Source organism: Penaeicola halotolerans (assembly GCF_016464625.1).
Taxonomy (GTDB): Bacteria; Bacteroidota; Bacteroidia; order Cytophagales; family Cyclobacteriaceae; genus Penaeicola; species Penaeicola halotolerans.
The window spans coordinates 638,384-663,385 of the sequence record NZ_JAEAGO010000002.1; the positions used below are offsets into that span (position 1 = coordinate 638,384).

A 25,002-nucleotide genomic window follows, 5' to 3' on the forward strand; every position below is an offset into this window, starting at 1 on the left:
AATTTTAAACTACAAAACAATAATCATGAGTACTACAAAATGGAATTTGGACCCAACTCACTCTGAGTTAAACTTCAAAGTAAAGCACTTGGTCATCTCTACTGTGACAGGATCATTCAACTCTTTTGAGGCGTCTGTAGAGACTAGCACAGAAGATTTCGATGGTGCATCTGTATCTTTTGCAGGTGATGTAAGCACAATCGATACAAACAATGCAGATAGAGATGGACACTTGAAGTCAGGTGATTTCTTTGATGTGGAAAAGTATCCAAAGATGACTTTTTCAAATGGTAAGCTAACTAAGAAAGGCGGTGACTACGCTCTAGTAGGAGACTTGACTATCAAGGATGTGACTAAGCAAGTCACATTAAAGGCAACTTATGGTGGCACAGTAGTAGATCCTTATGGACAGACCAAGGCTGGATTTGAGTTAGAAGGAGAGATCAATAGAAAAGATTTCGGTTTAACTTGGTCAGCTGTGACAGAAGCAGGAAATGTAGTGGTAGGTGACAAAGTGAGAATCTTAGCTAACATCCAAGTGGTGAAAGCTTAAATAAAGCTCCTTTGTATATAAATGAAAAACGGCCTTGTGCCGTTTTTTTTTGCTCAAGCTCCACTCATCATAGATAACAGTTTCTTGAAATACTCTCTTAGGTACATCCAATAGAAGTCCTTAAATTAGAGACTTATTAGATAATGAAATCATGAAAAAATTACTGATAGCAGTTTTTGGAGCACTTAGTTTAGTGTCCTGTCAGCAAAATCAAAGAGAGGGTAAGCCTAAGTTGGTAGTAGGTATCGTGGTAGATCAGATGCGCCAAGAATACCTTTACAAATATCAAGATCGGTTTAGTGAAGGTGGTTTTAAGCGTTTGATGAGCGAGGGTTTCATGTTTCAAAATGCTCACTATAATTACACGCCTACTTACACTGGTCCAGGACATGCCTCTGTATATACTGGCACTACTCCTGCTAATCATGGCATCATCGCCAATGACTGGTATGTTCGTCAACTAGGAAGATCAATCTATTGCGCAGAAGATAGTCTAGTATCTAATGTAGGTGGCTCTGCCAAAAGTGGAAAAATATCTCCTCGCAATATGCGCAGTACGACTATCACAGATCAGTTGAGATTAGCTACAGGTAAGCAAGCAAAGGTTGTAGGTGTAGCAATCAAAGACCGAGGAGCTTCTTTGCCAGCAGGGCATATGGGAGATGCATATTGGTTGGATAAGGCTACAGGCGAGTTTATGACCAGCACTTATTATACAGATGTGCTGCCGCAGTGGGCGCAAGACTTCAATGCACAAAAAAGAGCAGATCACTATCTATCTCAGACCTGGGAAACGCTTTATCCGATAGAGACTTATACGCAGAGTACAGCAGGAGATGATAATGATTTCGAAGGCCCATTCATCGGTAAAGATGATACTGCATTCCCATATGACCTTTCAGCACTCAAAGATGATAATGGAGGCTACGACTTGGTGGCTAGTACTCCATATGGCAATGACTTAACTTTAGAAATGGCCAAGGCAGCTATAGAGGGAGAGCAGCTAGGTCAAGGAGATGTTACAGATTTCTTAGCACTAAGTTTTTCTTCTCCAGACTACATTGGTCATAGATTTGGTCCAAGTTCTGTCGAGCTTGAAGACAATTACCTCAGACTTGATCTGGCATTAGCAGATTTTCTAGCCTATTTAGATCAGACAGTTGGAGAGGGTAACTACTTGATCTTTTTGACAGCTGATCATGGTGTAGCTGACATTCCTGACTACATGCAGTCTGAGAATATACCTGCAGGTGGTTTGGATATGCGATTTATTACGACACAGTTGAGAGGCTTTACCAATGATAAATTTGGTCCAGGAAACTGGATTGAAAATGTATCCAATGATCAAATTTTCTTCAATCGTAAGTTAGCTGCGGAAAAAGGAATCAGTATAGAGTCTATGCAAAGACAAGTGGCAGATTTCCTTTTGAGATTTGATGGGATCAAAGAGACCTATACAGGCACAGATATGATGCGTGAAAACTATAGCTATGGGAAAAAACAATTACTCCAAATGGGTTATAGTCATAAATATTCAGGAGATGTGATCGTGATATTGGAGCCAGCTTGGCTATCTAGCTCATGGAAAGGAACTACCCATGGATCTGGCTATACCTATGATACCCACGTACCAGTGATGTTTTACGGTTGGGGTGTAAGGGCTGGTAGATCTAGCCAATATCACACGATCACGGATATCGCTCCTACACTGGCAGTGATGCTAGAGATCGGCATGCCTAACGCGACCACCGGTCAGCCATTGACGGAGATTTTAGATTAGATAGATAAAGCAAGAGATTAAAGAGCGGCTGTGTGGTCGCTTTTTTTATTGACTGATTTTCCCCTTTAGAAATAGCGATTTAGTTTTTCCTCTCATCACATTTACTGAGCTTTTCAGCCACCTTTTTATTAAATTGATATCTCAAACTCTGCTGGTCTATCAGCGTATGTTAAATGGGTGAAGTCCCCTTTTTTAAACACATGTTTCTTTAAATTTTCAAAACCTATGAGTGATAAGATACATACCCTTAGCGGATACTTTCATGAATATCAAAAAAGCGTACTTGAGCCAGAGAAGTTTTGGGCGCGCATCGCAGATTCTTTTCACTGGAAGAAGCGCTGGGATAAAGTACTCGAATGGGATTTTAAAACACCAGATATCAAGTGGTTTGTCAATGGAAAATTGAATATCACAGAAAATATATTAGACAGACACCTGTATACTTTAGGAGATCAACCAGCCATCATTTGGGAACCAAATGATCCAAAAGAGCAGGGAAGAAAAATTTCTTATCGAGAACTGCATGAGCAAGTTTGTCAGTTTGCCAATGTGCTAAAGGCTAAAGGAATCCAAAAGGGAGATCGAGTGATCATTTATATGCCGATGGTACCTGAGGCGGCAGTTGCTATGTTAGCTTGTGCGCGTTTAGGAGCGGTACATTCAGTAGTATTTGCAGGATTTTCTAGTACCTCGCTAGCCGATAGGATCAATGACTGTGAGGCTAAAATGGTTATCACCTCGGATGGAAATTTTCGCGGAGCCAAAAAAATCCCAGTCAAAGCAGTCGTAGATGAAGCTCTAGAAAAGACAAGTACTATCGAGTCTGTGATCGTCTATCAGCGTACAGGAGAAGATGTGAAGATGAAGTCTGGAAGAGATCATTGGTGGCATGAGGTCACTGAGGGTGTCTCCATAGAAAATAAGGCTACGGAAATGGATGCTGAGGATATGCTATTTATCCTATACACTTCTGGCTCTACAGGTAAGCCAAAGGGAGTAGTGCATACGACTGGAGGCTACATGGTGTATAGCCATTACACATTTACGAATGTTTTTCAATATAGCCCAGGGGATATCTATTGGTGTACAGCAGATGTCGGCTGGATCACTGGCCACTCTTATATTGTTTACGGACCATTACTCGCAGGAGGCACTACATTGATGTTTGAAGGTGTCCCTACTTGGCCTGATGCAGGGCGGTTTTGGGAGATCATCGATAAGTATCAAGTCAATCAGTTCTACACTGCACCTACGGCTATCAGGGCACTTCAAGCCTTTGGTACGAAACCTATAGAACCTTACAAATTAGATTCACTTCGCGTATTGGGATCAGTGGGTGAGCCGATCAATGAAGAAGCATGGCACTGGTATCATGCGCACATCGGCAAAGGAAAATGTCCGATAGTAGATACTTGGTGGCAGACAGAGACAGGAGGTATTATGGTCTCTCCTATCGCTGGAGTGACTCCTACCAAGCCTAGTTATGCTACTCTACCCCTCCCAGGAATACAGCTAGCGATCATGGATCCTGAGGGTAAGGAGCTCATGGGGAACTCTGTGGAAGGGAATCTCTGCGTCAAATTTCCATGGCCAGGGATGTTGCGCACTACTTATGGAGACCATGAGCGCTGTAAGCAAACGTACTTTGCTACTTACAAAGGAATGTATTTTACAGGAGATGGAGTCAAAAGAGACCATGACGGATACTACAGGATACTGGGTAGAGTAGATGATGTCATCAATGTATCAGGCCACAGAATGGGCACAGCAGAAGTAGAAAATGCTATCAATGAACATCCAAAAGTCATCGAGTCTGCTGTAGTAGGCTATCCACATGAAGTCAAGGGTCAGGGCATTTATGCCTATGTGATCTGTGATATGAGTAATCGTACAGCAGAAAATCTCATCAATGAGATCCGCGAGATGGTGAGCAATATCATCGGACCTATCGCCAAACCTGATAAAGTACAGATCGTGTCTGGCTTGCCTAAGACAAGGTCTGGTAAGATCATGAGAAGGATACTGCGTAAAGTAGCCGAGGGAGACACTTCTAATCTAGGCGATACTTCTACGCTACTTGATCCAGAAGTAGTCAAAGAGATCATAGAGGGTAGGATCAAGTGATTTTTACTCAGATAATGTAAATTCAAAAAATAGAGGTTAGCTTTAAGTTTAGATAAATAAAAAAGAACACATGAAAAAAATATTTTTAGCATTAGCCTTTATCTGTGCGGGATTTATTAGCCAAGCGCAAACTAGTCAAGAGGAGGTAAAAGAGTGGCTTAGTATCCTTTCTTCAGATGAGATGAAAGGTCGCAAAAGTGGTACCTATCAGATGCTTCAGGCAGCACAGTATATCGCCTCACACTATGAAGCTGCAGGATTGAAAATGATCCCAGGGCAGGATAATTATTTCCAGCCAGTGTCATTTAGCAATCGCCAAGGTGAAAAAATCATAGATCGAAATGTAGTGGGACTATTGGAAGGAAGTGACCCTGCATTGAAAGATGAATATATCCTTGTCACAGCACACTTTGATCATATAGGGATCAGTAGAGCGGTGAATGGCGATTCTATCAATAATGGTGCTGATGATAATGCCTCTGGAGTAGTCGCTATGTTGACGATGATGCATAATTTCAAAAAGCAAGGGATTCAACCTAAGCGTTCGATCATCTTTGTGGCTTTTACTGGTGAAGAGATGGGACTACAAGGCTCTAAATACTATGCAAATAATCCAGTATATCCACTAGAGAAGACTAATGTGAACCTCAACTTTGAGATGGTGGCTCACTCTGAAAAGCTCGGTAAACGTAAGTTTTATCTCACAGGTGACACTTATTCTGATCTAGCTACAGTGATCAGATCATCCCTTAATGGTACTGATTGGGAGTTGATCGATGACCCCTTTAGAGAGATGCAACTATTCTATAGATCAGATAATGCTTCTTTTGTAAGCATGAAAATAGAAGGTGATATGAAATATGGAATCCCTGCACATACACTTTGTACTTGGGGAACTGAGAGTCACTATCATAGGCCAAACGACCAAGTGGATATCGTAGATTTTGAAAACATGACATCATTTGTCAATATGATTTCGAAAGTATCTCTAGATATAGCCAATAGGCCAGCTCAAATCAAATGGACAAGTGATGAGTTTAGCAGATATGCTGGAAAGTAAAAGAAAAGGAGCCAAATGGCTCCTTTTTCATTGTGTGGCTAATTTGTAGATAACAAAGTCTGTGAACTCCTCCTCCACTTCTGTGGAGGCAGGTCTTCTGACAAGTAGTCGACCATCTCCCATAGTTACTAGCATATCTTTTGAAAGTAATGGGAGGGTGCCATCTAGTTGCTTTCCATCTTTAAAGAGAAGCATTCTCAAGTTCTCTGGATCATTTTTAGGGTCGTACGACTCATCGATGGCTACCTTTGCTTCAAAGGTACTTTCACTGATGCCAGTATAATACTCTAGCAACCAAAAGCCATTTCCAAGATCAATAAAGCTTTTATTGCGTCCAGCTATATAATTGAAAGCTTTCATCGCAGGATCTTCTGATGGGGTCTCGATAGAGATTGGGTCTAGTCTTTTGAAGTCTTCATAGTTGACAGGTATTTTTTCACTTAGGGCAAAGTCATTAGTAATGTCATAGACTTGGATCTCTTGTCCCACTTCATGAAGCAGATAGAGTTTTTGATCAGCTATAAAAAATCTTTTCCCCATCACCTCAGGATAAAAAGTCTTCGATTCAGGGCTGTAGCCAGCTAGGTCATAGGGGATGATAGAACCTTGTGTTTTATCATCTTGCTTGAAGGTATGGAGGCTTTTGAGTGTATCCTTCATTACAGGTACTTGTGCGATATGGTGCGCAGATATGTAGGCAGTAGGCCCTACGATATATACGGGCACGTCATCTTGCATATAATATTGTGTACGGCCCAGCGGAGCAAATGTCATGACAGGGAGAGGGCCTCTGACGATGCTTTTGTCAATCAAGTTCCAGTTTTGATCATATCTAGCCCAACCCATGGAAGGCTCTACGATTCGCTCTCCATTTTCCCCAAAACCTAATCCTAAGAGAGCCCTTGGTCCATAAGTGTCAGGGCCATCTCCTTTTCTATAAACTGATTTCAGCACTTCTCCTTGCTCACTGATTTCCATCAGCGTATCAGCTATGGATAGGTGTCCTAGGAAAATCTTTTCCTCTGGGCTGTAATCTGTGATAGTGACTCTAGTAAGCCGCTCTATGCGAAATGAATCAATAGGGATGAGTGAATACGCTGATGCTTGATCTGCAGAAGAATCTTTTTGTTCTTCTGAACTGGTACAAGCTATCGCTAGGGTAGCCGTCAGAATAGCAGCTAGTTGAATGTATTTCATAGTCGCTTTTGATTTTTCAACTAAGAAATTAATAATAAATAGATAATCAAAGAGATCGACTAAATATTTAGTAGACTTGACAAAAAAACCGACTCCAAGGTCGGCTTTAGCACTACAAAAATTTCTCTATGCTTCGCATCAATTGCTCTAGATACTCCTGATCAGTTTCGTCAAAGTCTGCAAGCTGGTCACTGTCTACATCTAGCACGATAGCTACTTCACCATTTTTGAATCCAGGTACCACGATCTCAGATTTGCTATCAGAACTACAGGCAATATGGCCTGGGAATGCATCAACATCGGGAACTAGCTGAGTTTTACCTTCAGACCATGCTGTCCCACAGACTCCTTTTCCTTTTCGAATGCGTGTGCAAGCGATCGGTCCTTGGAATGGCCCAAGCACCAGCTCCTCTTGTTTGACAATATAAAAACCCACCCAAAAGAAGCCCATAGCTTGTCTCAATGCTGCTGCTATATTGGATAAATTAGCTACTACATCTGGTTCACCCATGATCAGGCCTTCGATTTGTGGAAGTAGCGCCTCGTATTTTTCAGCTTTGCTGACTGTATTTGGTATATAAAGTGATTCTGCCATGATTTATTGATTATAATATATGCTTAGGGTATCCCCCAAAATGTCCACTTGTTCTGATGGCGCAATATTGAGCCTAGGTGAAGCTATGCCCTCTTTAAAAATGGATTGACCTGTAAACACACGTGCTTCATCCCAAAGTTCGTCATTGATAAATTTTTGTAAAAGTACTGCGCCTCCCTCTATGATCACAGATTGTACTTTTCTTTTATGAAGGTCAGCCAAAATTTGTGGAATCAGCTCTCCCTCTTCGAGTTTTACATAGTCTAAGTTTTCTTTTTGGGAGGTTTTTATCAGATTGTAGCAAATAGTGGGCTGCGTCTGATCAAATAAGGAGAGTTGGGGTTCTAATTTCAAATATTTGTCAATGACTATTCTTAAAGGATTCTTTCCTTTCCAATCCCTTACATTAAGTTTAGGATTATCATGCTGAGCAGTTCGAGTACCTACCATGATAGCATCTTCTTCCGCACGCCATTTGTGTACGAGCTGTCTGGCTTGAGGATTACTGATCCACTTACTATCAAAGTCCTTTCTGGCAATAAAGCCGTCTTGAGTCTCTGCCCATTTTAGGATGACATATGGTCTATTTCTTTCTATTTGATTAAAAAATCTTCTGTTGAGTGATCTGGCTTCATCATTTAGCACACCTAACTCAACTTCAATGTCTGCAAGTTTTAGTTTTTCGATGCCCTTCCCACCTACGAGTGGATTGCTATCGGTGGCTGCTATCATTACTTTTTTGACTTTATGTTTGACTAATAAGTCAGCGCAGGGAGGAGTTTTACCAAAGTGAGCACATGGCTCTAGCGTGACATAGACAGTTGCTTGAGATAGCAAAGATGGATCTTTGATAGCATTGACAGCATTTACTTCTGCGTGTGGCCCACCATATACTTGATGATATCCTTCTCCTATGATTTGATTTTGATGTACGATCACACATCCAACCATTGGATTAGGGCTTACTTTTCCTCTCCCTAAAGCTGCGAGCTGTAGGGCACGCTGCATATATTTTATGTCCATCGGGTCAAAACTCATGACGTAAAGGTAAACACTAAAATCAATAAAAAAGGAGAAAGCTAATAGCCTTCTCCTCTTAAATGGTTTGGTTTAGGATGGTTTATTCGTTTCCGAATGCTACAGTTTCTACTGTAGTGATTTCGCCTACTTCAGTTTCGACACCTTCTATCGTCACAGCTTCGAAGCCTGTTTCTTCTGCTGGAACGATCACTACACGATACGTTGCTGGAGCCTCTAGTCCTCTCAGATAGTAGATTCCACCAGCATTTGGATAAGCGCTGACAGTGTCTTCATCTATGATACCATAAACTACAGCTTGTAGATCAGCAGGGTCTATAGCGCCAGATATCACAGCTTCTTCGCTGATAGAAGTGATCACTTTGATAGTTGGTTTGAGTATGTACTGACCTGAGTTGCCAGCTTTCACCACTGATCTGGCAGCATCAAAGTCCAAAAGAAACTCATATACTCTACCTGCTTCTAGAGTTTCATTGACTAAAAGTTTCAAGCCAGATTGATGTGCGCTTGGTGTAGTAAGACGAATTTGCTCACCATCTATAGTGACATAGTTTTCAGATCCTAAGATTAGTCTGATTTGACCGATTCTACCTGCTGGCAGATCCACTTCTGTAAGCAATGTATCCACACCAGCCGTCAGTTTTAATAAGTCGTACTGACCTGCTTGGACATTGTCTAGTGAAGTCCATCCATTCTCTCCCTCTTCAGTAGTAGATTTTACTTGGATGTCTACGATGTCTATCCAGACTTCTTCATAGTCAGCTGGCGCATCAGTAAGTTTGATCGAAAGGCGAGCATTGCCTTCTTCTGGGGCATCATCATTACATGCTGTAAATCCGAATGCTAGCGCAAGAAGCGCTACAAATAAAAATGACTTCTTCATGATTAATATTTGGTTTTGGTTGAGTCTTGAAGTTTCAAAATCAATGCCAAATTCTTATATCAATAAAATTCTATCTTTGTAGCTACTATGAAAGCTACCCAAGAGATCTTGCGCGATGTGAAGGAAAGATTGGTAAGTGTGTATCAATCTGATGAAGCTGAAAGCCTATCTATGTGGTTAATAGAAGAGATTTTGGAGCTGAAAAGAATGGACATTTTGCTTAATCTAACTTATGAACTAAATGCAGCACAACAGCATAAGTTAGAAGAAAGTATAGCACGACTACTTAGGCAGGAGCCAGTCCAATATGTGTTAGGTAAAGCACCTTTTTTATCTCATGAGTTTAATGTGAGACCTGGTGTGCTCATTCCTAGACCAGAGACTGAAGAGCTAGTTCAGTGGATACTCAAGGAAAACGCTCAAGCTGATCTCCGGGTTTTGGACATTGGTACAGGTAGTGGTTGTATACCTGTTTCGCTATCAATTGCTAAGCCCTCAGCGACTGTCTATGCCGTGGATATCAGTGAGGAGGCTTTGATGATCGCTAAAGAAAATAATGATCTACTTGGTGCCACTGTAGCTTTTAGCAGACTAGATATTTTAGCAGAAGAGATTCCATTCAAAAACTTAGACATTGTCATCAGTAATCCTCCCTATGTTCGTAATTCAGAGAAGCAATCCATGCAAGTCAATGTACTCGATCACGAACCTGAGTTAGCTTTATTTGTCCCAGATGAGGATCCACTCCTATTTTACAGGGTTATCGCAAGCAAATCTAAGGCAGCACTGAAATCAGGTGGTAAACTTTATTTTGAGATCAATGAAGTGTTCGGAAAAGAAATGGAAAAGTTACTTTTAGAGGAGGGTTTTCAGGAAGTGCGGATTGAAAAGGACTTTAGAGATAAGATGAGGTTTGCGATCGCTAGTTTAGTGTAAGCGTTCACCTATCCAAAAGGGGGATTGCGCACATAGCACATGAAGTCCTTCTTGACTGATTTTTTCAACATTATCTCCATGAGGGTCTTTGATACTTACTTGATCGAAAAATCGGAGTTCAGTCTGAGCAAGAAACCATTTTTTCAGCGTGTTTGAGCGACTATAGTAATATCTCCAGCCAGCCGCAAAACACACTATATTGATCGTATGAAGAGATTCCAATGGGATGCGTTTTGGGACAAATTCTGGCAGAATGACATTGACAGCATGGTGATGGGTAGATTTTAATATTTCTAGACCTGTCTCTAGAGCTGTCTTATCAGTTTGTTTGACGATCAACTGATAGGGCGCTTGATGCATGAGTTGCGTGATGAGCTCATCAGTAGGTACTTCATCTAGGAGTACAATGTCAATCTTGATGCCCCATGATAGTGCAAGTGGTAACTGAGCAACATCTACAATCACCGTAGGCACCCACTCTAGTAGTGGGCCGATCAACTCAAAGCTTACAGTGTCTAAAATAAGTATTGCGGGCTCTTGTTCGTCTCTGACAAAGTGGTGTGAAGACATCAGATTTTCTTTTTGTTAAAAAAAGTACATTTTTTTCAATTTCCTATGACTGTACTAGAATAAAAGTATGAATGGTGCATGACTTGATCATTAATTTTTTCATATTTATAGGTCAGATTTAAGAACATTCCCATCCTACCTTTACCATGTTGAGAGCCATTGCTGTTATTTCTATCATTTTCTTATTTATCACGAGTGCACGTGCTCAGAACTGGGATTTAAATCAAATAGACAGTCTTTCTCAAGTTCTCAAAGATGATATTGGTAAAGGAGAAAGGTTATCTACTCTTGTCAAATTAGCAAGGGCTCAGCTCAAAGTAGATCAAGGGGCTGCCGCTAGAGAATCTCTCAAAGAAGCCCAAAACCTAGCAGAAGAACTGAGAAATAAAAGACTCCAAGCCGAGATTAACTTCATGCATGGATACATCAAGATGCGCTCTGGGGACTTTGGAGGAGCATTGGCGGACTTTAGGTCTGTAGATAGTGTGCTCAAGGATACAGATGAAGGAAAGGCTACCAAAGCAGAGTCAGCGCTAAAGTCAGGAGATGTTTTTGCACTTTCGGGTAACTTTGATAGTGCTGTTTATTACTATAATAAGACGCAGAGGATATTAGACGAGGAAAAAAATCCCTTTTTACAGTCGGCTCTAGATCTTAGCTTGGGCAACCTTTATGATGATATTAACCCAGAAATTGCACTGGAAAAATATCTCTCAACTCTCAAATACTTTGAAGATAAAGAAGATAAGTACAATGAAGTACAGGTGCTTAATAACCTGGGGGAATTGTACAGAAAAGCGTTTAAAGACTTTGAAAAGGCTGAAGAGCACTACCTTAGAGCGATAGCAATCAACGAAGAATTGGAACAATTAGCTTCTCTATCGATGAATTATGTAAACTATGGGATATTACTAAGAGAAAATGCCACAGCATATGAGCGTTCACTAGAATACACGAAAAAGGGATACGACATTCAAAAAGCATCTAATAATCCACGTGCGATAGCCAATGGGGCATTTAATATGGCACAAGTTCATCTGGCTTTAGGGAAGAATGAACTAGCCAAGCAATACTATGATGAGACGCTAGAAATGAGTGAAAAAGGTAATTTACTCATTGGCAAGTATTTTGGTAATTCAGGATTAGTAGTACTTTACTTACAGGAGAAAAAACCAAATCTGGCACTTAAGTATAGCGAAGCGCAATTAGCCCTTGCTCAGCAGATGGGTACGATAGATTTTTTGCTAGAGTCGTACGAAAGTTTGTATAAATCATATAAGGCCAGTGGAGATTATGCTAAGGCCCTCGCTAATCTGGAACAAGTAAAAGTCTATGCAGACTCAATCGAAAAGCAAAGAAACGCTGATAAGTTACTAACGCTTCGAACACAGTATGAGCTGGATCAAGCAGAATCTGAAAATGAGTTGCTCAAACTCCAGAAAAGTGAGCAAGAAGCAAAGATTGAAAATAAAAATAACACCCTGATCGGTATTATCTTAATCGCCTTTTTACTCATACTGACAACTTATATTTTATATAGATACTCTAAGTCAAAAGAGAAAGCTAACAAGAAGTTGGCTCTTCGAAATGATGAAATAGCCGCTCAAAACGAACTTTTAGAGGACCAGCAATTGAGGTTAAAAGAAGTAAATGCTGCTAAAGATAAGCTCTTTTCGATCATCAGCCATGACCTCAGGGCACCCATTGCCTCTATCAAAGGCTTCATAGAAGTGCTGAAGGACGGAGGTTTTACCGAAGAGGAACTAGAACTCATCCTCAACAAGCTACACGTGGAGACAGATAGTACTTATAAGATGATGGATAACCTTCTGCATTGGGCTAAGATCCAGATGCAAGGAGTCAATACAGAGAAAGTTTTCTTCAAACTTGATCATTTGATTGAAGAGACGATCAGACTATATGCTCCTATCTCAGAAACTAAGCAGATCCTTGTGATCAATGAAATATCGGAAACGGTGGTCGTCAAAGCGGATGAAAATCAAATTAAAATAGTCTTTAGAAACCTGCTTAGCAATGCCATCAAGTTTACCCCTGAGCATGGTCAAATCACCATATCCTATGTGAAGTTAGAGACCCACATCAAAGTCTGCATCAAAGATACTGGAGTGGGCATTACTCAAGAGTCCTTAGAAAAAATCATGAAAAATGACCATTTTTCTACACAGGGGACTTTAGGTGAAAAGGGAACTGGCTTAGGTATCCAGCTTAGTAGAGGTTTTATAGAAAACAATGGGGGCAGTCTCTCCATTGAAAAAAATCCAACAGGAGGAAGTATATTTTGCTTTACACTTCCTAAATAAAAAAGGGTGCCTAGTCACAAGCACCCTTTTCGAAATCATTTTCTTCTTATTAAGCAATCCTCTCAAATTGTGAGAAGAAGAAGTTGCCTTCAATAGCAGCATTCTCATCTGAGTCAGATCCATGTACTGCATTGGCATCGATAGACTTAGCAAATAAGTTGCGAATTGTACCAGGGGCAGCTTCTTTTGGATTAGTTGCACCGATAAGTGTTCTGAAGTCAGCCACTGCATTTTCTTTTTCTAAGATCGCTGCGATGATAGGTCCTGAAGACATGAAGTCACAAAGCTCACCATAAAAAGGTCTTGCACTATGTACTTCATAAAATTTACCTGCTACCTCTTTAGTCAGTTTAGTGGCCTTTAATGCTACGATTTTAAAGCCTGCCTCTTCGATCATCTTCAAGATCGCTCCTGAATTGCCCGCTCCAAATGCATCAGGCTTAATCATCGTGAATGTTCTGTTAGTTGCCATATTCTTACTTTTGATTTAATTTCTAATTTGGGTGCAAAATTACAACAAATCATAGAAAAGCGAACATTCCCTTCATTTAATTGATTGCTAAGATTTTTGATAGATAAAACACTTTGAGCTAACAATTGATTCATAGGAAGCTTGATTCAGGATAGAAACTGTGAAGATTCAGGTTTACAGACACTTGAATAAAGCATTTGTAAATTCAAAATTAATGCAGACCTTTGCGTCTTACCTTTTGAAAAAATCACTTTAGCAAAAGGGTAAAAAAATTTCTAATGCAACAACTCGAAGATTTCAAATCGAAAATCAACGGCCCAAAGCAAAAAATAGTCATCACTACCCATCACAAACCTGATGCAGATGCACTGGGCTCTTCCCTTGGACTTAAAGCATATCTTGATAAGAAAGGCCATAAAGTGACAGTCATCACTCCCTCTGATTACCCTGCGTTTTTGTACTGGATGAAGGGCAATGACACCGTCATCAACTATGAAGAGTATCCTCAAAAATCAGCTGAACTAGTCGCTACTGCGGATATGATCTTCGCTACCGACTTCTCATGTCTAAGCAGGATCAATGACCTCGGAGAGCTTGTCCAGCGATCAAAGGCCTACAAAGTAAACATTGATCATCATCAAGATCCCAAAGATTTTGCTGATATCAGAGTATGGGACACTGCAGCCGCTGCTACTTGTGAGCTAGTCTATCAGCTCATCGTAGATATGGGTGATAAAGATCTCATCGATAAAGAAATGGCAGAGTGTCTCTATGCGGGTATCATGACAGACACTGGAGGATTTAGACATCCAAATACTACAAAGAATGTACACCTTGTGGTGGCAGAACTGATTGATCTTGGAGCTGATGGCTCAAGAGTGACTCGGATGATTTATGATACCAACTCTGTAAATAGGTTAAAATTTATTGGCTTCGCTTTAAGCGAACGTCTGGTAATTTTGCCACATTTGCAGGCGGCATATTTTGCTATTACCAAGGAAGATTTAGAGAAATATCACTCTAAAACTGGAGATACAGAAGGCATTGTCAATTATGCCTTGTCCCTAGAAGGAATCAAAATAGCGGCTCTTTTTACAGAAAGAGAAGATGCTATTAAGATATCTTTTAGATCAGTGGAAGATGTAGCTGTTAATAAGTTTGCTGCGGAATTTTTCGATGGAGGCGGACACAAAAATGCCTCAGGTGGAAAATCATACCTAGGGCTAAAAGAGACTACAGATAGATTTGAGCAGCTTTTAGCGGAGAAAAAAGAAGAACTTTATAACCAAAAATAAAATGACCAAAACGACAATTAAACTATTTACACTGGCGCTTGTAGCAGGTACACTAGCGCTTACGTCTTGTGGTAAGAAGACTGCCGAAACTTCTGATGGTATCAAGTATACTTACATAGAAGAGGGTGATCAAGCTCCTAAAGATGGAGAATTTGTGATCTACAACTTCAGTATGAGAAATGATGAAGACTCCACGATAGTAGACTCATATGTTGATAGAACGCCACAATATTATCAATTTGTTGATTCTTTGATGGCTCAAGAGGTAGGTGTTGGTGAGATCATCAGAGTATTGAAAAATGGAGATAGCATTGTCGTTAACTTGACTGCTGCTCAGCTTTATTCGAATGGAATGGGCATTCCTCCGTTTATGCAAGAGGATGATCAACTACAAATTTCTATTGGTGTTTTAGCAGTACTAAAAGATCAAACAGAGTTGAGTGATTGGATGAGAAAGTTCAATGAAGAGTCTGCGAGAATAGAGGAAGAAAACAGTAAGGTTACTTTCGAAAAGGATGTTAAGACAATAGACGCTTTTCTAGCAGAAAAAGGCCTGGAGCCAACTGTGATCACCGAGTCTGGTGTGCGTGTAGTGATAGAGCAAGCAGGTACTGGTGAAAACGCTCAAGCTGGTCAAGAGGTAAGTGTTAATTACTTTGGAACCCTACTTGATGGAGCCGTATTTGACACCAACGATGCAGAAAAAGCTAAAGAAAATAATGTCTTTATGGAAGGCAGGAACTATGAGCCGTTTACATTTCAGCTTGGAGCGGGTATGGTGATTAAAGGTTGGGATGAAGGTTTGGCAGCATTGAACAAAGGAGCTAAGGCGAAACTCTACATTCCATCTACACTTGCCTATGGTAGCAGAGCAAGATCTGAAGTCATCAAAGCAAACTCAATTTTGGTTTTTGACGTAGAACTTTTAGAAATAAAGTAAAAATGAAAAATTTAATTAGATTAACAACAACTCTTTTTTCTTTGACTTTATTGTTATCATCATGTATGAATAATAATGAAGACGATTTCGATGCTGTAGCTCAGTTAGAAGCTGATATCGCTGCCATCGATGCGCATATAGCCGCTAACCCAGCTACGTATGAAGAGATCGAATATACGATAACGGTAGATGGCGTAGAGGAAACAAAAAATAGGAGATGGATTAATCTTGAAAATGGTGTTAGAATCTTTGTTACTGAGGAGAGATCAGGTGCAGAAAAACCAGCTTTAGGAGATCAGATTACTACTCATTATACTGGCAGATTTTTGTCAGGAACAGTTTTTGATAGCTCGAATCCTGGTACTGGCAATCCCTTTAGATTTAATTTAGGAGGCGGAGTTATTGCAGGTTGGAGTATAGCATTTTCCGAACTTACAGTTGGAACTAGAGCTATACTGCTCATACCTAGCCAATTTGCATACGGACGCCAAGGAAGTAGTAGCATCCCTCCTAACACACCTTTAAGATTTGAGGTTAATTTTATTTCAAAGTCATCAAGTAATATTTAAAATTCAAAAGCTCCTGATCAGGAGCTTTTGTTATTTTTGAGCATGATGGAAATTTGTTTTGCTACTAATAACGCTAAAAAGCTAGCCGAAATCCAAGCAGCGATAGGTGAGGAAATATTAATTCGTTCACTTGAGGATATTGACTGTATCGAGGAGTTGCCTGAGACTCAGGAGACCATAGAGGGCAATTCATTGCAGAAGGCAACTTATGTGCATGAGCATTATAAAATTAATTGTTTCGCTGATGATACAGGCTTAGAGGTAGAAGCGCTCGGTGGTGCACCAGGTGTTTACTCCGGCAGATACGCAGGAGAGCCGCGCAGTGATGAGAACAATATCGATTTGCTCTTGAAAAATCTATCTCCACACAGAAATAGAAAAGCTAGGTTCAAAACAGTCATTACACTTATCATTAATGGACAAGTGAAAACCTTCACTGGAATAGTCGAGGGGCAAATTCTGAAAGGTAGAACTGGTGTAGGGGGCTTTGGTTATGACCCCATATTTCAGCCGCTTGGCTATGATATCAGTTTTGCACAAATGAGCATGTCTGAGAAAAATAAAATCTCGCATAGAGGTATAGCTGTGCAGCAACTTATCAAGTACCTGAAGGGTCTCTGACAAAATACACACTATCTAAAAGGACATCGTTGCCAATTTATCTCTGAAAATGCTTAATTTTGTCTCCCATGAGCAAACCTTATATCGTGGGTATTACTGGAGGAAGCGCATCTGGTAAAACATTATTTCTCAAAAAACTCCTCAGCGCATTTTCTGAGAAAGAAATCACTCTTATCTCTCAAGACAACTATTACAAGCCACGAAATCTACAGCCTATAGATGATAAGGGTATCTATAATTTTGATACGCCCAATTCTATAGACTTTGAACAGTATGCTCAAGATATCACTCATCTCAAAGAGGGAAAATCAGTCTTTAGACAAGAATATACCTTCAATAATCCGAATAAAGTGCCTGAGATGCTCGAGTTCAAGCCAGCTCCGATCATCGTAGTGGAGGGGATATTTGTGTTTTACTACCCAGAATTAGAAGAGCTTCTCGATTTGAAAGTTTTCATCGATGCCAAGGATTACATCAGGCTAAAGAGAAGAATCATTCGCGACAATGAGGAAAGAGGCTATGGCTTAGATGATGTTTTATATAGATATGAAAATCATGTGATGCCTACTTATGAGAAGTATATTGAGCCATTTAAACATTATGCGGATATCATAGTCCCTAATAATACACACTTTGAGAATGCACTTAATATGGTGACCGTTTTTCTCAAAAATAAGATCAAAACTCATGACCAATAAATTTGCTGTCATCGGCCTGGGACTTTTTGGTAAGTCTATTGCCAAGAGCTTAGCCAATAAAGGGGCTGAAATCCTCGCGATAGACCATGATATCCATGAGGTAGAGTCTATCAAAGATGACGTGGCCTATGCAGTAGCTTTAGATGCTACTGATATCAAAGCGATCAAAGCTCAGAATATCACAGATTTTGATGCAGTGGTGGTGGCGATCGGTGAAAACTTTGAAGGGCTTCTCATGACTACTGTACTGCTTATAGAACTAGGAGTAAAAAGAGTCATCGCTAGAGCTGCTAATGAGCGTCAGAGAATCATTCTAGAAAAGCTTGGTGTCAAAGAGATACTATCGCCAGAAGGTACTATCGGAGAGTCTGTAGCGGAGATGCTCCTCAACCCTGATCTCAAGTCCTACCTCAAGTTACCAGATACTTATCAGATCATAGAAGTGACCTTGCCTACTAGCCTGATAGGTGCTAGAGTCAGAGAAATCAAGCTCAGAGAAAACTATAATATCAACCTGATCACTGTCAAAAGAAAGTTTGTAGAAGTCAAAGATGGGGAAGAAGTAGAGGTAGAGCATGTGATAGGAGTGCCTAAACCAGACTCAGAGCTTCTCAAAGGAGATCAACTACTCTTGATGGGAAAAGAAATAGACTTTGAGAAGTTTTTTGATGTAAACAAATAATCTTGTTTGTTTATCTCTTGTCAATAGTTACTTTTGTGGTAGAACATGAAAAAGGCAGATAAAATATCGATGATCAAGCAAAGACTGATGCTCTTATTGGCAGCAGCTTTTTGTGCGCTCGTATCTGTCCACGAGTCTCAGTTCGCAAATGTCAATCTATCAGAAAGCACTCCTGTACAGCAAACAAGTGCAGCAGAAAATCAAGATAGCCAAGACAGTGAAAAAACTTACTTCAGCATAAGTATAGATGCGGTCGTGCCATTTGCTGTGCAAGCAGCAGAGCAAGTGCTCTATTTTATTTATGAACTTTTTGTACCAAAGGACATCATGTCTTTTGAGAGTGTTTCAGTGAAGCCCGACTTGGCCCATTTTACAAAAGTCCTACTGAGACAGATCATATCCCCTAATGCTCCCTGAGTAAAATTGCCTTTTATCAATCAGCTCTCTAGAATTCTTGACTAGAGCTGCTTTCTTGTGTATTATTTTCAATCAATTATAATTTATTTCAACCATGCGTAACAAAGGAATAATTGTTTTCCTGACGGTAATCATTACAGCTTTTTGTTTGTATTACCTTCACTTTACTTGGGTGTCAAACAACATCCAAAAAGAAGCTACCGCCTATGCTACTGATGCTAATGGCAATGTAGACTTTGATAAAAGACAAGGCTATTTAGACTCTATTTATAGAGAGCCTGTGTATAACTTCTTAGGGTTATATGATTTCACTTATCAAGAGATCAAAGAGACGGAGCTAGGACTCGGACTTGACCTTCAAGGTGGTATGCAGGTGACATTGGCTGTCTCTCCAGTAGAAATTGTCAAAGGTCTTTCTGGCAACTCAAATAACCCAGCTTTCATCAAATCTTTAGAGGAGGCGCAAATAGCAGCAAGAACGTCAAACGATAAGTTTGTCGATCTTTTTTATGATGCTTTTCAGAAAAATAGTCCTGATACTAAACTAAGCAGCATATTTGCTACTGCGGCAAATAGAAATAAAGTGAGCTCTGAGACTTCTGATGCAGATGTGCTAAAACTTATCGATACAGAAATCGAAAATGCGATCGATAGATCATTCAACATCCTCAGAACAAGGGTAGATAGATTTGGTACTTCTCAGCCAAACATCCAGCGTATTCAGGGTACTGGTCGTATCCAAGTAGAACTCCCTGGTGTGGACAATCAAGAGCGTGTAAGAAAACTACTTCAGGGTACTGCACAGCTTCAGTTCTGGGAAGTCCTAGAGATCGGTGAATATAGTGGCTCTCTCGAAGCAATCAATTCGCTACTTGTCGCTCAACAAAAAGCAGAGGCTAGTAATTCAAGTACTAATGAAGCAACTGAGGCTAATACATCTACTGATTCTACTGCTACATCACTAGAGGAGCAGTTAGCTCAGGCAGAAGGAGATTCTGCCACGACAAATAACGATGTGTCACCTATATTCTCATTACTAAAAGCGGATTTCGGTCTTGTTTATAGTTTGAGAGATACTGTTCAAATCAATAGAATTTTGGCAAAGGATGAAGTAAAGGCACTTCTTCCAGCCAACTTGAAGTTCTTATGGTCTGTAAAGCCTATCAAGGCTGATGATGGTACTGAACTTTTACAGCTATTTGCTATCAGGTACAATAGGTCTGGTAAAGCATTGTTGGAAGGTGATGTTGTGACTAATGCGACTCAAGTATTAGATCAGTCATCAAGACCTGCTGTCAGCATGCAGATGAACGCCACTGGGTCTAAAGCTTGGAGAAAGATCACTGGTGAAAGTGTAGGTAAAAGTATAGCTATCGTCTTAGATGACTATGTATATACGGCACCAACTGTTCAAGGAGAGATTCCAAACGGGATATCTCAAATCACTGGTAACTTTACATTAGAAGAAGCTAAAGATTTAGCTAATATCCTCAAGGCTGGTGCACTTCCAGCACCTACACAGATTGTAGAAGAAGCTTTCGTAGGTCCTACTTTAGGTAAAGAAGCTCAAGCTCAAGGTATCAACTCAATGCTTGGAGGTTTGGCTATTGTGGTGCTTTTCATGATCGCTTACTATGCTAAAGGTGGTTTGATTGCAAACGCTGCTTTGTTATTTAATATCTTCTTCATCTTAGGTATTTTGGCGCAGCTGGGTTCAGCCTTGACTTTGCCAGGTATCGCGGGTATCGTATTGACAATCGGTATGTCTATCGATGCTAACGTGCTTATCTTTGAACGTATCAGAGAAGAGATGCGCAATGGTAATAAATTACTTGCAGCGATCAGCGCAGGTTATGACAAAGCTTTCAGCTCTATCGTTGACTCGAATGCTACGACTTTCTTGACGGGAGCTGTTCTCTATGCTTTAGGTCAAGGACCAGTCAAAGGTTTTGCGATCACTTTGATGATTGGTATTGCTTCATCTTTCTTCTCAGCAGTATTCATCACAAGAGTGATCGTCTACTGGTTGAGCAAAAAAGGTGATCAGAGCAAAATTTCATTTGAGACAGGTTTGTCTAAGTCTGCCTTCAAAGATTTGAACTTGGATTTCATGTCTAAGAGAAAAGTGGCTTATATCATCTCTACTGCAATTATTGCTGTAGGTATCGCTATCATGGCGACTACTGGACTTAAGTTTGGTGTAGACTTTACAGGTGGTAGATCATATATCGTAGAGTTCAATGAGCCGATGGTGGCTTCTGATATCAAGGTAAATCTAGACGCTGAGTTTGACGGATCTACAGAGGTGAAAACTTACGGATCAAATAATATCCTTAAGGTAACGACTTCATATAGAGTAGATGAAGATTCTGATGAGGCAAATGCTGAAGTAGAAGAAAAGGTGATCGAAGGTATCAAAGCGATCACTGGTAAAGAGTATGTTGGTAAAAATGCTCCTGCAGATGGTCAGTTTGCGATCACAGGTACTTCTAAAGTAGGTGCTACTGTAGCGGATGATATCAAGAACTCTTCTTATCAAGCGATTGGATTCTCACTTTTGATCATTTTCATGTACATCTTATTGAGATTTAGAAAGTGGCAGTATTCATTAGGAGCAATCATCGCTCTAGCGCACGATGCCCTATTTGTATTGGCTGCTTTTGCTATCGCAGGTGTGTTGGGTATGAATTTCGAAGTTGACCAAGTATTTATGGCAGCCATGTTGACCATCATTGGTTACTCAATCAACGATACAGTGATTGTGTTTGACCGTATGAGAGAAAACTTTGCCGCAAGAGGTACGCACAAACTACTCAAAGTCTTCAATGATTCAATCAATCAAACGCTTACAAGAACATTGGTCACGTCATTTACAACATTGATCGTAGTGGTGATATTACTAGTATTTGGTGGAGAAGTTTTGAGAGGTTTCTCATTTGCATTACTAGTCGGTATTCTAGTTGGTACTTACTCATCGATCTACATCGCTACGCCAGTAGTAGCTGATTTGATGAAAAGAGAGATCGATAAAGAAGGCTGATTCAAGCTTTAATTAAAAATTCTTAGACCCTTGATATTTGTCAAGGGTCTTTTTTTATGCTTATTTTTAAAATAAAAAAGAATGAATCCAATTTTTAAAAAGCTCAAATACAAAGATCAAAAAACAGTTTTGGTCATGAATGCACCTGATTCTTTTTTGGAAAATATGGAGGAAATGAAGGCTTTTGCTAGAGTTGAATCAAATCCTAAAGAAGTTCAGGAGATTGAGTTTGCATTGGTATTTGCTATGAAGCTAAAGGAAGTGGCTGATAGTATAGCCAGTGTAGGTCCTAAGTTAAAAGGGGATGCGATCTTATGGTATGCATATCCCAAAGGAACCTCAAAAAAATATAAGGGAGAGTTTAACAGAGATAATGGTTGGGCTGCTATAGGTCCTTATGATATGGAACCTGTCATGGCGATAGCGATAGATGAAGATTGGAGCGCGATCAGGTTTAGAAAGGTAGACTATATCAAAAAAATAACTAGGGATAAAAGCTGGGTGCTTTCTGAAAAAGGAAAAGCCAAAAAAAGCGAGTAGTCAGTTAAGAATACTCGCTTGGATTTTATTTGATATAAGGCTGAAGTTGTGCTTCTATGCGGGCTCTATTGGGCTCTTGCCAATCTGGAAGTTTGAGGCCATTACCCATCGCTTCTCTAGTTTCATCTACTAAGAAACCAGGACCCTCGGTAGCGATTTCAAATAATACTCCTCCTGGGATTCTGAAATAAATGGATTCAAAATACTTTCTGTCCTTTACATCGGTAGCCATGATGCCTAAGTTGTTAACTAAAAAGTCTTTGATACGTAATGAGTCTGCTAAACTAGCCACTCTATGCGCCACGTGGTGTACGGTGCCGATACCATTGACACCTTGATGGGCTGTTTTACCATCTTTGACGATGAGTGTATTGCCTGCGCCTCCATCTCCAGCTTCTAATAATGTCAAGTCTCCTTCTTGCTTTTTAATTTCATATCCAAATAGCTCTAGAAATCCGATCGTAGTCTTGATATCAGAGATTAGAAGGGTGACATTATGAATACCTCGAATGGCATTTTCTTTAGAAATATCAGCAGTGGACCAAACAGGAGTACGCTCGTCTACAGCTTCCATGATGTCCAACTTAAGCCCAGATGGATCCTCAAATACTAGGATTTCTTGATCGAATCTCTGTTCTGTACTATATGAAACTCCTTGCGCTTTGAGTCTTTCCTTCCAAAAGGTCAAAGTGCCCATAGGTATAGAAAAGGATGTCTGACTTACCTGTCCAGAGCCAATAGCGCCTTTTCTTACACCTTGGCCAGCGTAGGGAAATGTCGTCATGATCGTTGAAGGAGAGCCTATTTCATTTCCATAATAAAAATGATAAACGCTTTCATTATCAAAATTCACAGTTTCTTTGACTAGCCTCAGCCCAAGTGTCTTTACGTAAAAATCATAGTCTTCTTGTGCTCCTGCTACAGTAGCAGTCACGTGATGTAATCCTTTTATTAATCCTTTGATATCCATTTTCTTATTATTTGAGCATTTCTTTTACTATTTCTATCTCATCTTCGCTGATGATGTGATCCATTCCTGGATAGATTTTTAAATTTACTTTTGCGCCCATTTTAGTGAGCTGTTTTTCAGAATCCTCTAATCTATGAACAGGAATGTGGTGGTCTATATCACTACATCCCATGAAAATAGGTGTCCCTGAAAAGTCTCCAGTATAATTCTTTGGCTCTACTCGAGGGCCTATTAGTCCTCCACTAAGTATCATCACTCCAGCATACTTGGTGGCATTTCTTGTGACATACTCTAGAGAAAGACATGCTCCTTGTGAAAAGCCCAAGAAATAGATGTTTTCCTTTTTAACCCCTGCAGCAGTGATCTCTGAGACTATTGTATCCAAAAGTGTCAACGCAGAATCTAACCAAGGCTGATTGATAGACCACTCTTCTAAGAATCCCTTGGGATACCAAGTGCTAAAGGTAGCCTTTGGGAATATCAGTGCTCTATCAGGATCTTCAGAGATGATCTCCGCTAGGTTTTGCATTTTGTCAGAACTATCGCCTCTACCATGTACCATGATCAGTGCACTTTTAGCTTTGTCTAGTGGACAGCCAGCGTAGACGGTATTTTTTATTTGATGTAAGTTTTCCATTTTTTGTTTTTATGAGCTTTTACAAGCATTTAAAACCATTTTTTTTAATTTTTCAACTGAAAGAGGAGCTACATTAGGATAAGGATTTGAGAGCATTAATGTTACAGCCTCATCCACTTGCTCTATTTTAAATCCTATAGAGCACAAATCTGTTTCTGCGCCTGCATTTTTAGTTAGGTATTTTAAGTATTGCGAGGGATTTTTTCCTAGAGCGCTCTGAAAATCAGCTTGAATATCACTTGTTAGATAAGGCCATTGGTATGCGAGTACATGTGGCAGTAATACGGTATGCACTTTGGCATGATCTAGTTGATACTTGCCACCAAGTACATGAGCAGTTTTGTGGTGGAGCGACATGTCTACTTCTGCTAAACATTTCCCTCCTAGATAGGCTCCATAGAGCAGCTCCTCATTTGCCTCATCATCAAGCTGCCCTAACTCAATGATTCGTTCTAGACCATACTTGATAGTGCTCATGCCTTGTAGTGCTTGCATCGTAGTGATAGGATTGCGACTAGGTGCATAAACCGCTTCTACTAAATGCGCCATAGCATTCATCGCACTTGTGACTGTGATGTGTTTAGGTAGCTCAGCAGTGAGCTTAGGATCGTAAATTACCAACCTTGGGAGTACGATATCTGTTCTTCCAGTGACTTTTCCCTCTGAGGTACTTTTGCCCCAAATCGGAGTTTGTTCTGATCCTGAGTAGGTTGTCACCGCTGCGATGATTGGCAGTGAAGTCTCTAATGCAATGGCTTTAGCAAGTCCTATAGCAGATCCTCCTCCTATGGCTAAGATCATGTCTGGCTTTGAGTCTTTGAGGAGAAGTAAGGCTTCTTCTACGAGTGATACTGGCACATGCTGAATGATATTATCTATGCGAGTGACTTGAGTCTTTGGCAGCTTACTTTGTAGTTCAGCTACTATAGGATCCACTCGCTTGGAACCGATGATGAGGAGGTTTTCAACATCCTTTAATCTAGTAGGAAGTTCTAAGAACTTGTCTCGGCCGAAGAGCACTTCGCTTGCGTATGATTTATAGCTAAAATTCACAGATTGTTACT

The 25,002-nt window shown here is 40.2% G+C and carries 24 protein-coding genes; 15 read left to right on the forward strand and 9 right to left on the reverse strand.

What is annotated here, in order from left to right:
• The first annotated feature begins 25 nt into the window (after positions 1-25).
• The 4 genes from I5349_RS07085 to I5349_RS07100 all read left to right on the forward strand — a co-directional run bounded on the left by I5349_RS07085 (position 26) and on the right by I5349_RS07100 (position 5,517).
• Positions 26-553 carry a YceI family protein gene (locus tag I5349_RS07085; protein ID WP_226390047.1) on the forward strand — a complete coding sequence of 176 codons (528 nt, stop codon included), beginning with the start codon at positions 26-28 and terminating at the stop codon, positions 551-553.
• Positions 554-704: 151 nt separating this feature from the next.
• Positions 705-2,333 (forward strand): alkaline phosphatase PafA, encoded by a 1,629-nt coding sequence (gene pafA, locus I5349_RS07090; RefSeq protein WP_226390048.1) that lies wholly within the window; start codon positions 705-707, stop codon positions 2,331-2,333.
• A 225-nt stretch (positions 2,334-2,558) separates the two neighbouring features.
• Positions 2,559-4,457 carry an acetate--CoA ligase gene (gene acs / locus I5349_RS07095; RefSeq protein ID WP_226390049.1) on the forward strand — a complete coding sequence of 633 codons (1,899 nt, stop codon included), beginning with the start codon at positions 2,559-2,561 and terminating at the stop codon, positions 4,455-4,457.
• A 70-nt stretch (positions 4,458-4,527) separates the two neighbouring features.
• On the forward strand, positions 4,528-5,517 hold the full coding sequence (locus I5349_RS07100; RefSeq protein WP_226390050.1) for a M20/M25/M40 family metallo-hydrolase: 990 nt from the start codon (positions 4,528-4,530) through the stop codon (positions 5,515-5,517).
• 27 nt (positions 5,518-5,544) lie between these two features.
• On the opposite strand, the gene I5349_RS07105 is transcribed toward I5349_RS07100, so the two are convergent.
• From I5349_RS07105 to I5349_RS07120, 4 genes are all read right to left on the reverse strand, one after another.
• Positions 5,545-6,714, reverse strand: a complete 1,170-nt coding sequence (locus I5349_RS07105; protein ID WP_226390051.1) for a hypothetical protein — start codon at positions 6,712-6,714, stop codon at positions 5,545-5,547.
• Between the two features lie 112 nt (positions 6,715-6,826).
• Complete coding sequence (locus tag I5349_RS07110) at positions 6,827-7,309, reverse strand: free L-methionine (R)-S-oxide reductase MsrC (protein WP_226390052.1); 483 nt, start codon at positions 7,307-7,309, stop codon at positions 6,827-6,829.
• A gap of 3 nt (positions 7,310-7,312) precedes the next feature.
• Positions 7,313-8,347, reverse strand: a complete 1,035-nt coding sequence (ribD, locus tag I5349_RS07115; protein ID WP_226390053.1) for a bifunctional diaminohydroxyphosphoribosylaminopyrimidine deaminase/5-amino-6-(5-phosphoribosylamino)uracil reductase RibD — start codon at positions 8,345-8,347, stop codon at positions 7,313-7,315.
• Positions 8,348-8,429: 82 nt separating this feature from the next.
• The gene (locus I5349_RS07120; RefSeq protein ID WP_226390054.1) at positions 8,430-9,230 is read right to left on the reverse strand and encodes a DUF4382 domain-containing protein; all 801 of its coding nucleotides are present in this window, start codon (positions 9,228-9,230) and stop codon (positions 8,430-8,432) included.
• An 87-nt stretch (positions 9,231-9,317) separates the two neighbouring features.
• Between I5349_RS07120 and prmC the strand changes: the two genes are divergently transcribed.
• Positions 9,318-10,166, forward strand: coding sequence for a peptide chain release factor N(5)-glutamine methyltransferase (gene prmC, locus I5349_RS07125; RefSeq protein WP_226390055.1), 849 nt, complete (start codon positions 9,318-9,320; stop codon positions 10,164-10,166).
• On the opposite strand, the gene I5349_RS07130 is transcribed toward prmC, so the two are convergent.
• On the reverse strand, positions 10,158-10,736 hold the full coding sequence (locus I5349_RS07130) for a hypothetical protein (protein ID WP_226390056.1): 579 nt from the start codon (positions 10,734-10,736) through the stop codon (positions 10,158-10,160). The two genes, prmC and I5349_RS07130, sit on opposite strands and share 9 nt — an antisense overlap.
• 146 nt (positions 10,737-10,882) lie before the next feature.
• On the opposite strand from I5349_RS07130, the gene I5349_RS07135 reads away from it, so the two are divergent.
• The gene (locus I5349_RS07135) at positions 10,883-13,057 is read left to right on the forward strand and encodes a tetratricopeptide repeat-containing sensor histidine kinase (protein WP_226390057.1); all 2,175 of its coding nucleotides are present in this window, start codon (positions 10,883-10,885) and stop codon (positions 13,055-13,057) included.
• Positions 13,058-13,106: 49 nt separating this feature from the next.
• On the opposite strand, the gene I5349_RS07140 is transcribed toward I5349_RS07135, so the two are convergent.
• Positions 13,107-13,529 carry a nucleoside-diphosphate kinase gene (locus I5349_RS07140; protein ID WP_226390058.1) on the reverse strand — a complete coding sequence of 141 codons (423 nt, stop codon included), beginning with the start codon at positions 13,527-13,529 and terminating at the stop codon, positions 13,107-13,109.
• Positions 13,530-13,807: 278 nt separating this feature from the next.
• Between I5349_RS07140 and I5349_RS07145 the strand changes: the two genes are divergently transcribed.
• From I5349_RS07145 to I5349_RS07185, 9 genes are all read left to right on the forward strand, one after another.
• Positions 13,808-14,824 (forward strand): DHH family phosphoesterase, encoded by a 1,017-nt coding sequence (locus tag I5349_RS07145; protein ID WP_226390059.1) that lies wholly within the window; start codon positions 13,808-13,810, stop codon positions 14,822-14,824.
• 1 nt (position 14,825) lies between these two features.
• Positions 14,826-15,764 carry an FKBP-type peptidyl-prolyl cis-trans isomerase gene (locus tag I5349_RS07150; protein WP_226390060.1) on the forward strand — a complete coding sequence of 313 codons (939 nt, stop codon included), beginning with the start codon at positions 14,826-14,828 and terminating at the stop codon, positions 15,762-15,764.
• Between the two features lie 65 nt (positions 15,765-15,829).
• Positions 15,830-16,333 (forward strand): FKBP-type peptidyl-prolyl cis-trans isomerase, encoded by a 504-nt coding sequence (locus I5349_RS07155; protein WP_226390061.1) that lies wholly within the window; start codon positions 15,830-15,832, stop codon positions 16,331-16,333.
• A gap of 45 nt (positions 16,334-16,378) precedes the next feature.
• The gene (locus I5349_RS07160; RefSeq protein ID WP_226390158.1) at positions 16,379-16,954 is read left to right on the forward strand and encodes a non-canonical purine NTP diphosphatase; all 576 of its coding nucleotides are present in this window, start codon (positions 16,379-16,381) and stop codon (positions 16,952-16,954) included.
• A gap of 68 nt (positions 16,955-17,022) precedes the next feature.
• A complete protein-coding gene (gene udk / locus I5349_RS07165; RefSeq protein WP_226390062.1) occupies positions 17,023-17,652 on the forward strand; it encodes a uridine kinase in 630 nt (209 codons plus the stop codon).
• Positions 17,642-18,334 carry a potassium channel family protein gene (locus I5349_RS07170; protein WP_226390063.1) on the forward strand — a complete coding sequence of 231 codons (693 nt, stop codon included), beginning with the start codon at positions 17,642-17,644 and terminating at the stop codon, positions 18,332-18,334. The genes udk and I5349_RS07170 overlap by 11 nt, the downstream gene beginning before the upstream one ends.
• A 45-nt stretch (positions 18,335-18,379) precedes the next feature.
• Positions 18,380-18,751: a hypothetical protein gene (locus tag I5349_RS07175; RefSeq protein WP_226390064.1), complete on the forward strand. Its 372-nt coding sequence runs from the start codon at positions 18,380-18,382 to the stop codon at positions 18,749-18,751.
• Between the two features lie 94 nt (positions 18,752-18,845).
• A complete protein-coding gene (secDF, locus tag I5349_RS07180; RefSeq protein ID WP_226390065.1) occupies positions 18,846-21,791 on the forward strand; it encodes a protein translocase subunit SecDF in 2,946 nt (981 codons plus the stop codon).
• A gap of 81 nt (positions 21,792-21,872) precedes the next feature.
• Positions 21,873-22,331 (forward strand): hypothetical protein, encoded by a 459-nt coding sequence (locus tag I5349_RS07185; protein WP_226390066.1) that lies wholly within the window; start codon positions 21,873-21,875, stop codon positions 22,329-22,331.
• Positions 22,332-22,356: 25 nt separating this feature from the next.
• Here I5349_RS07185 and I5349_RS07190 read toward each other — a convergent pair whose 3' ends face one another.
• The 3 genes from I5349_RS07190 to I5349_RS07200 are packed head-to-tail and all read right to left on the reverse strand — an operon-like array spanning position 22,357 to position 24,991.
• The gene (locus I5349_RS07190; RefSeq protein ID WP_226390067.1) at positions 22,357-23,301 is read right to left on the reverse strand and encodes a VOC family protein; all 945 of its coding nucleotides are present in this window, start codon (positions 23,299-23,301) and stop codon (positions 22,357-22,359) included.
• 7 nt (positions 23,302-23,308) lie between these two features.
• Positions 23,309-23,938, reverse strand: a complete 630-nt coding sequence (locus I5349_RS07195; RefSeq protein WP_226390068.1) for an alpha/beta hydrolase — start codon at positions 23,936-23,938, stop codon at positions 23,309-23,311.
• 9 nt (positions 23,939-23,947) lie between these two features.
• The gene (locus I5349_RS07200; RefSeq protein ID WP_226390069.1) at positions 23,948-24,991 is read right to left on the reverse strand and encodes a maleylacetate reductase; all 1,044 of its coding nucleotides are present in this window, start codon (positions 24,989-24,991) and stop codon (positions 23,948-23,950) included.
• Positions 24,992-25,002: the final 11 nt, after the last annotated feature.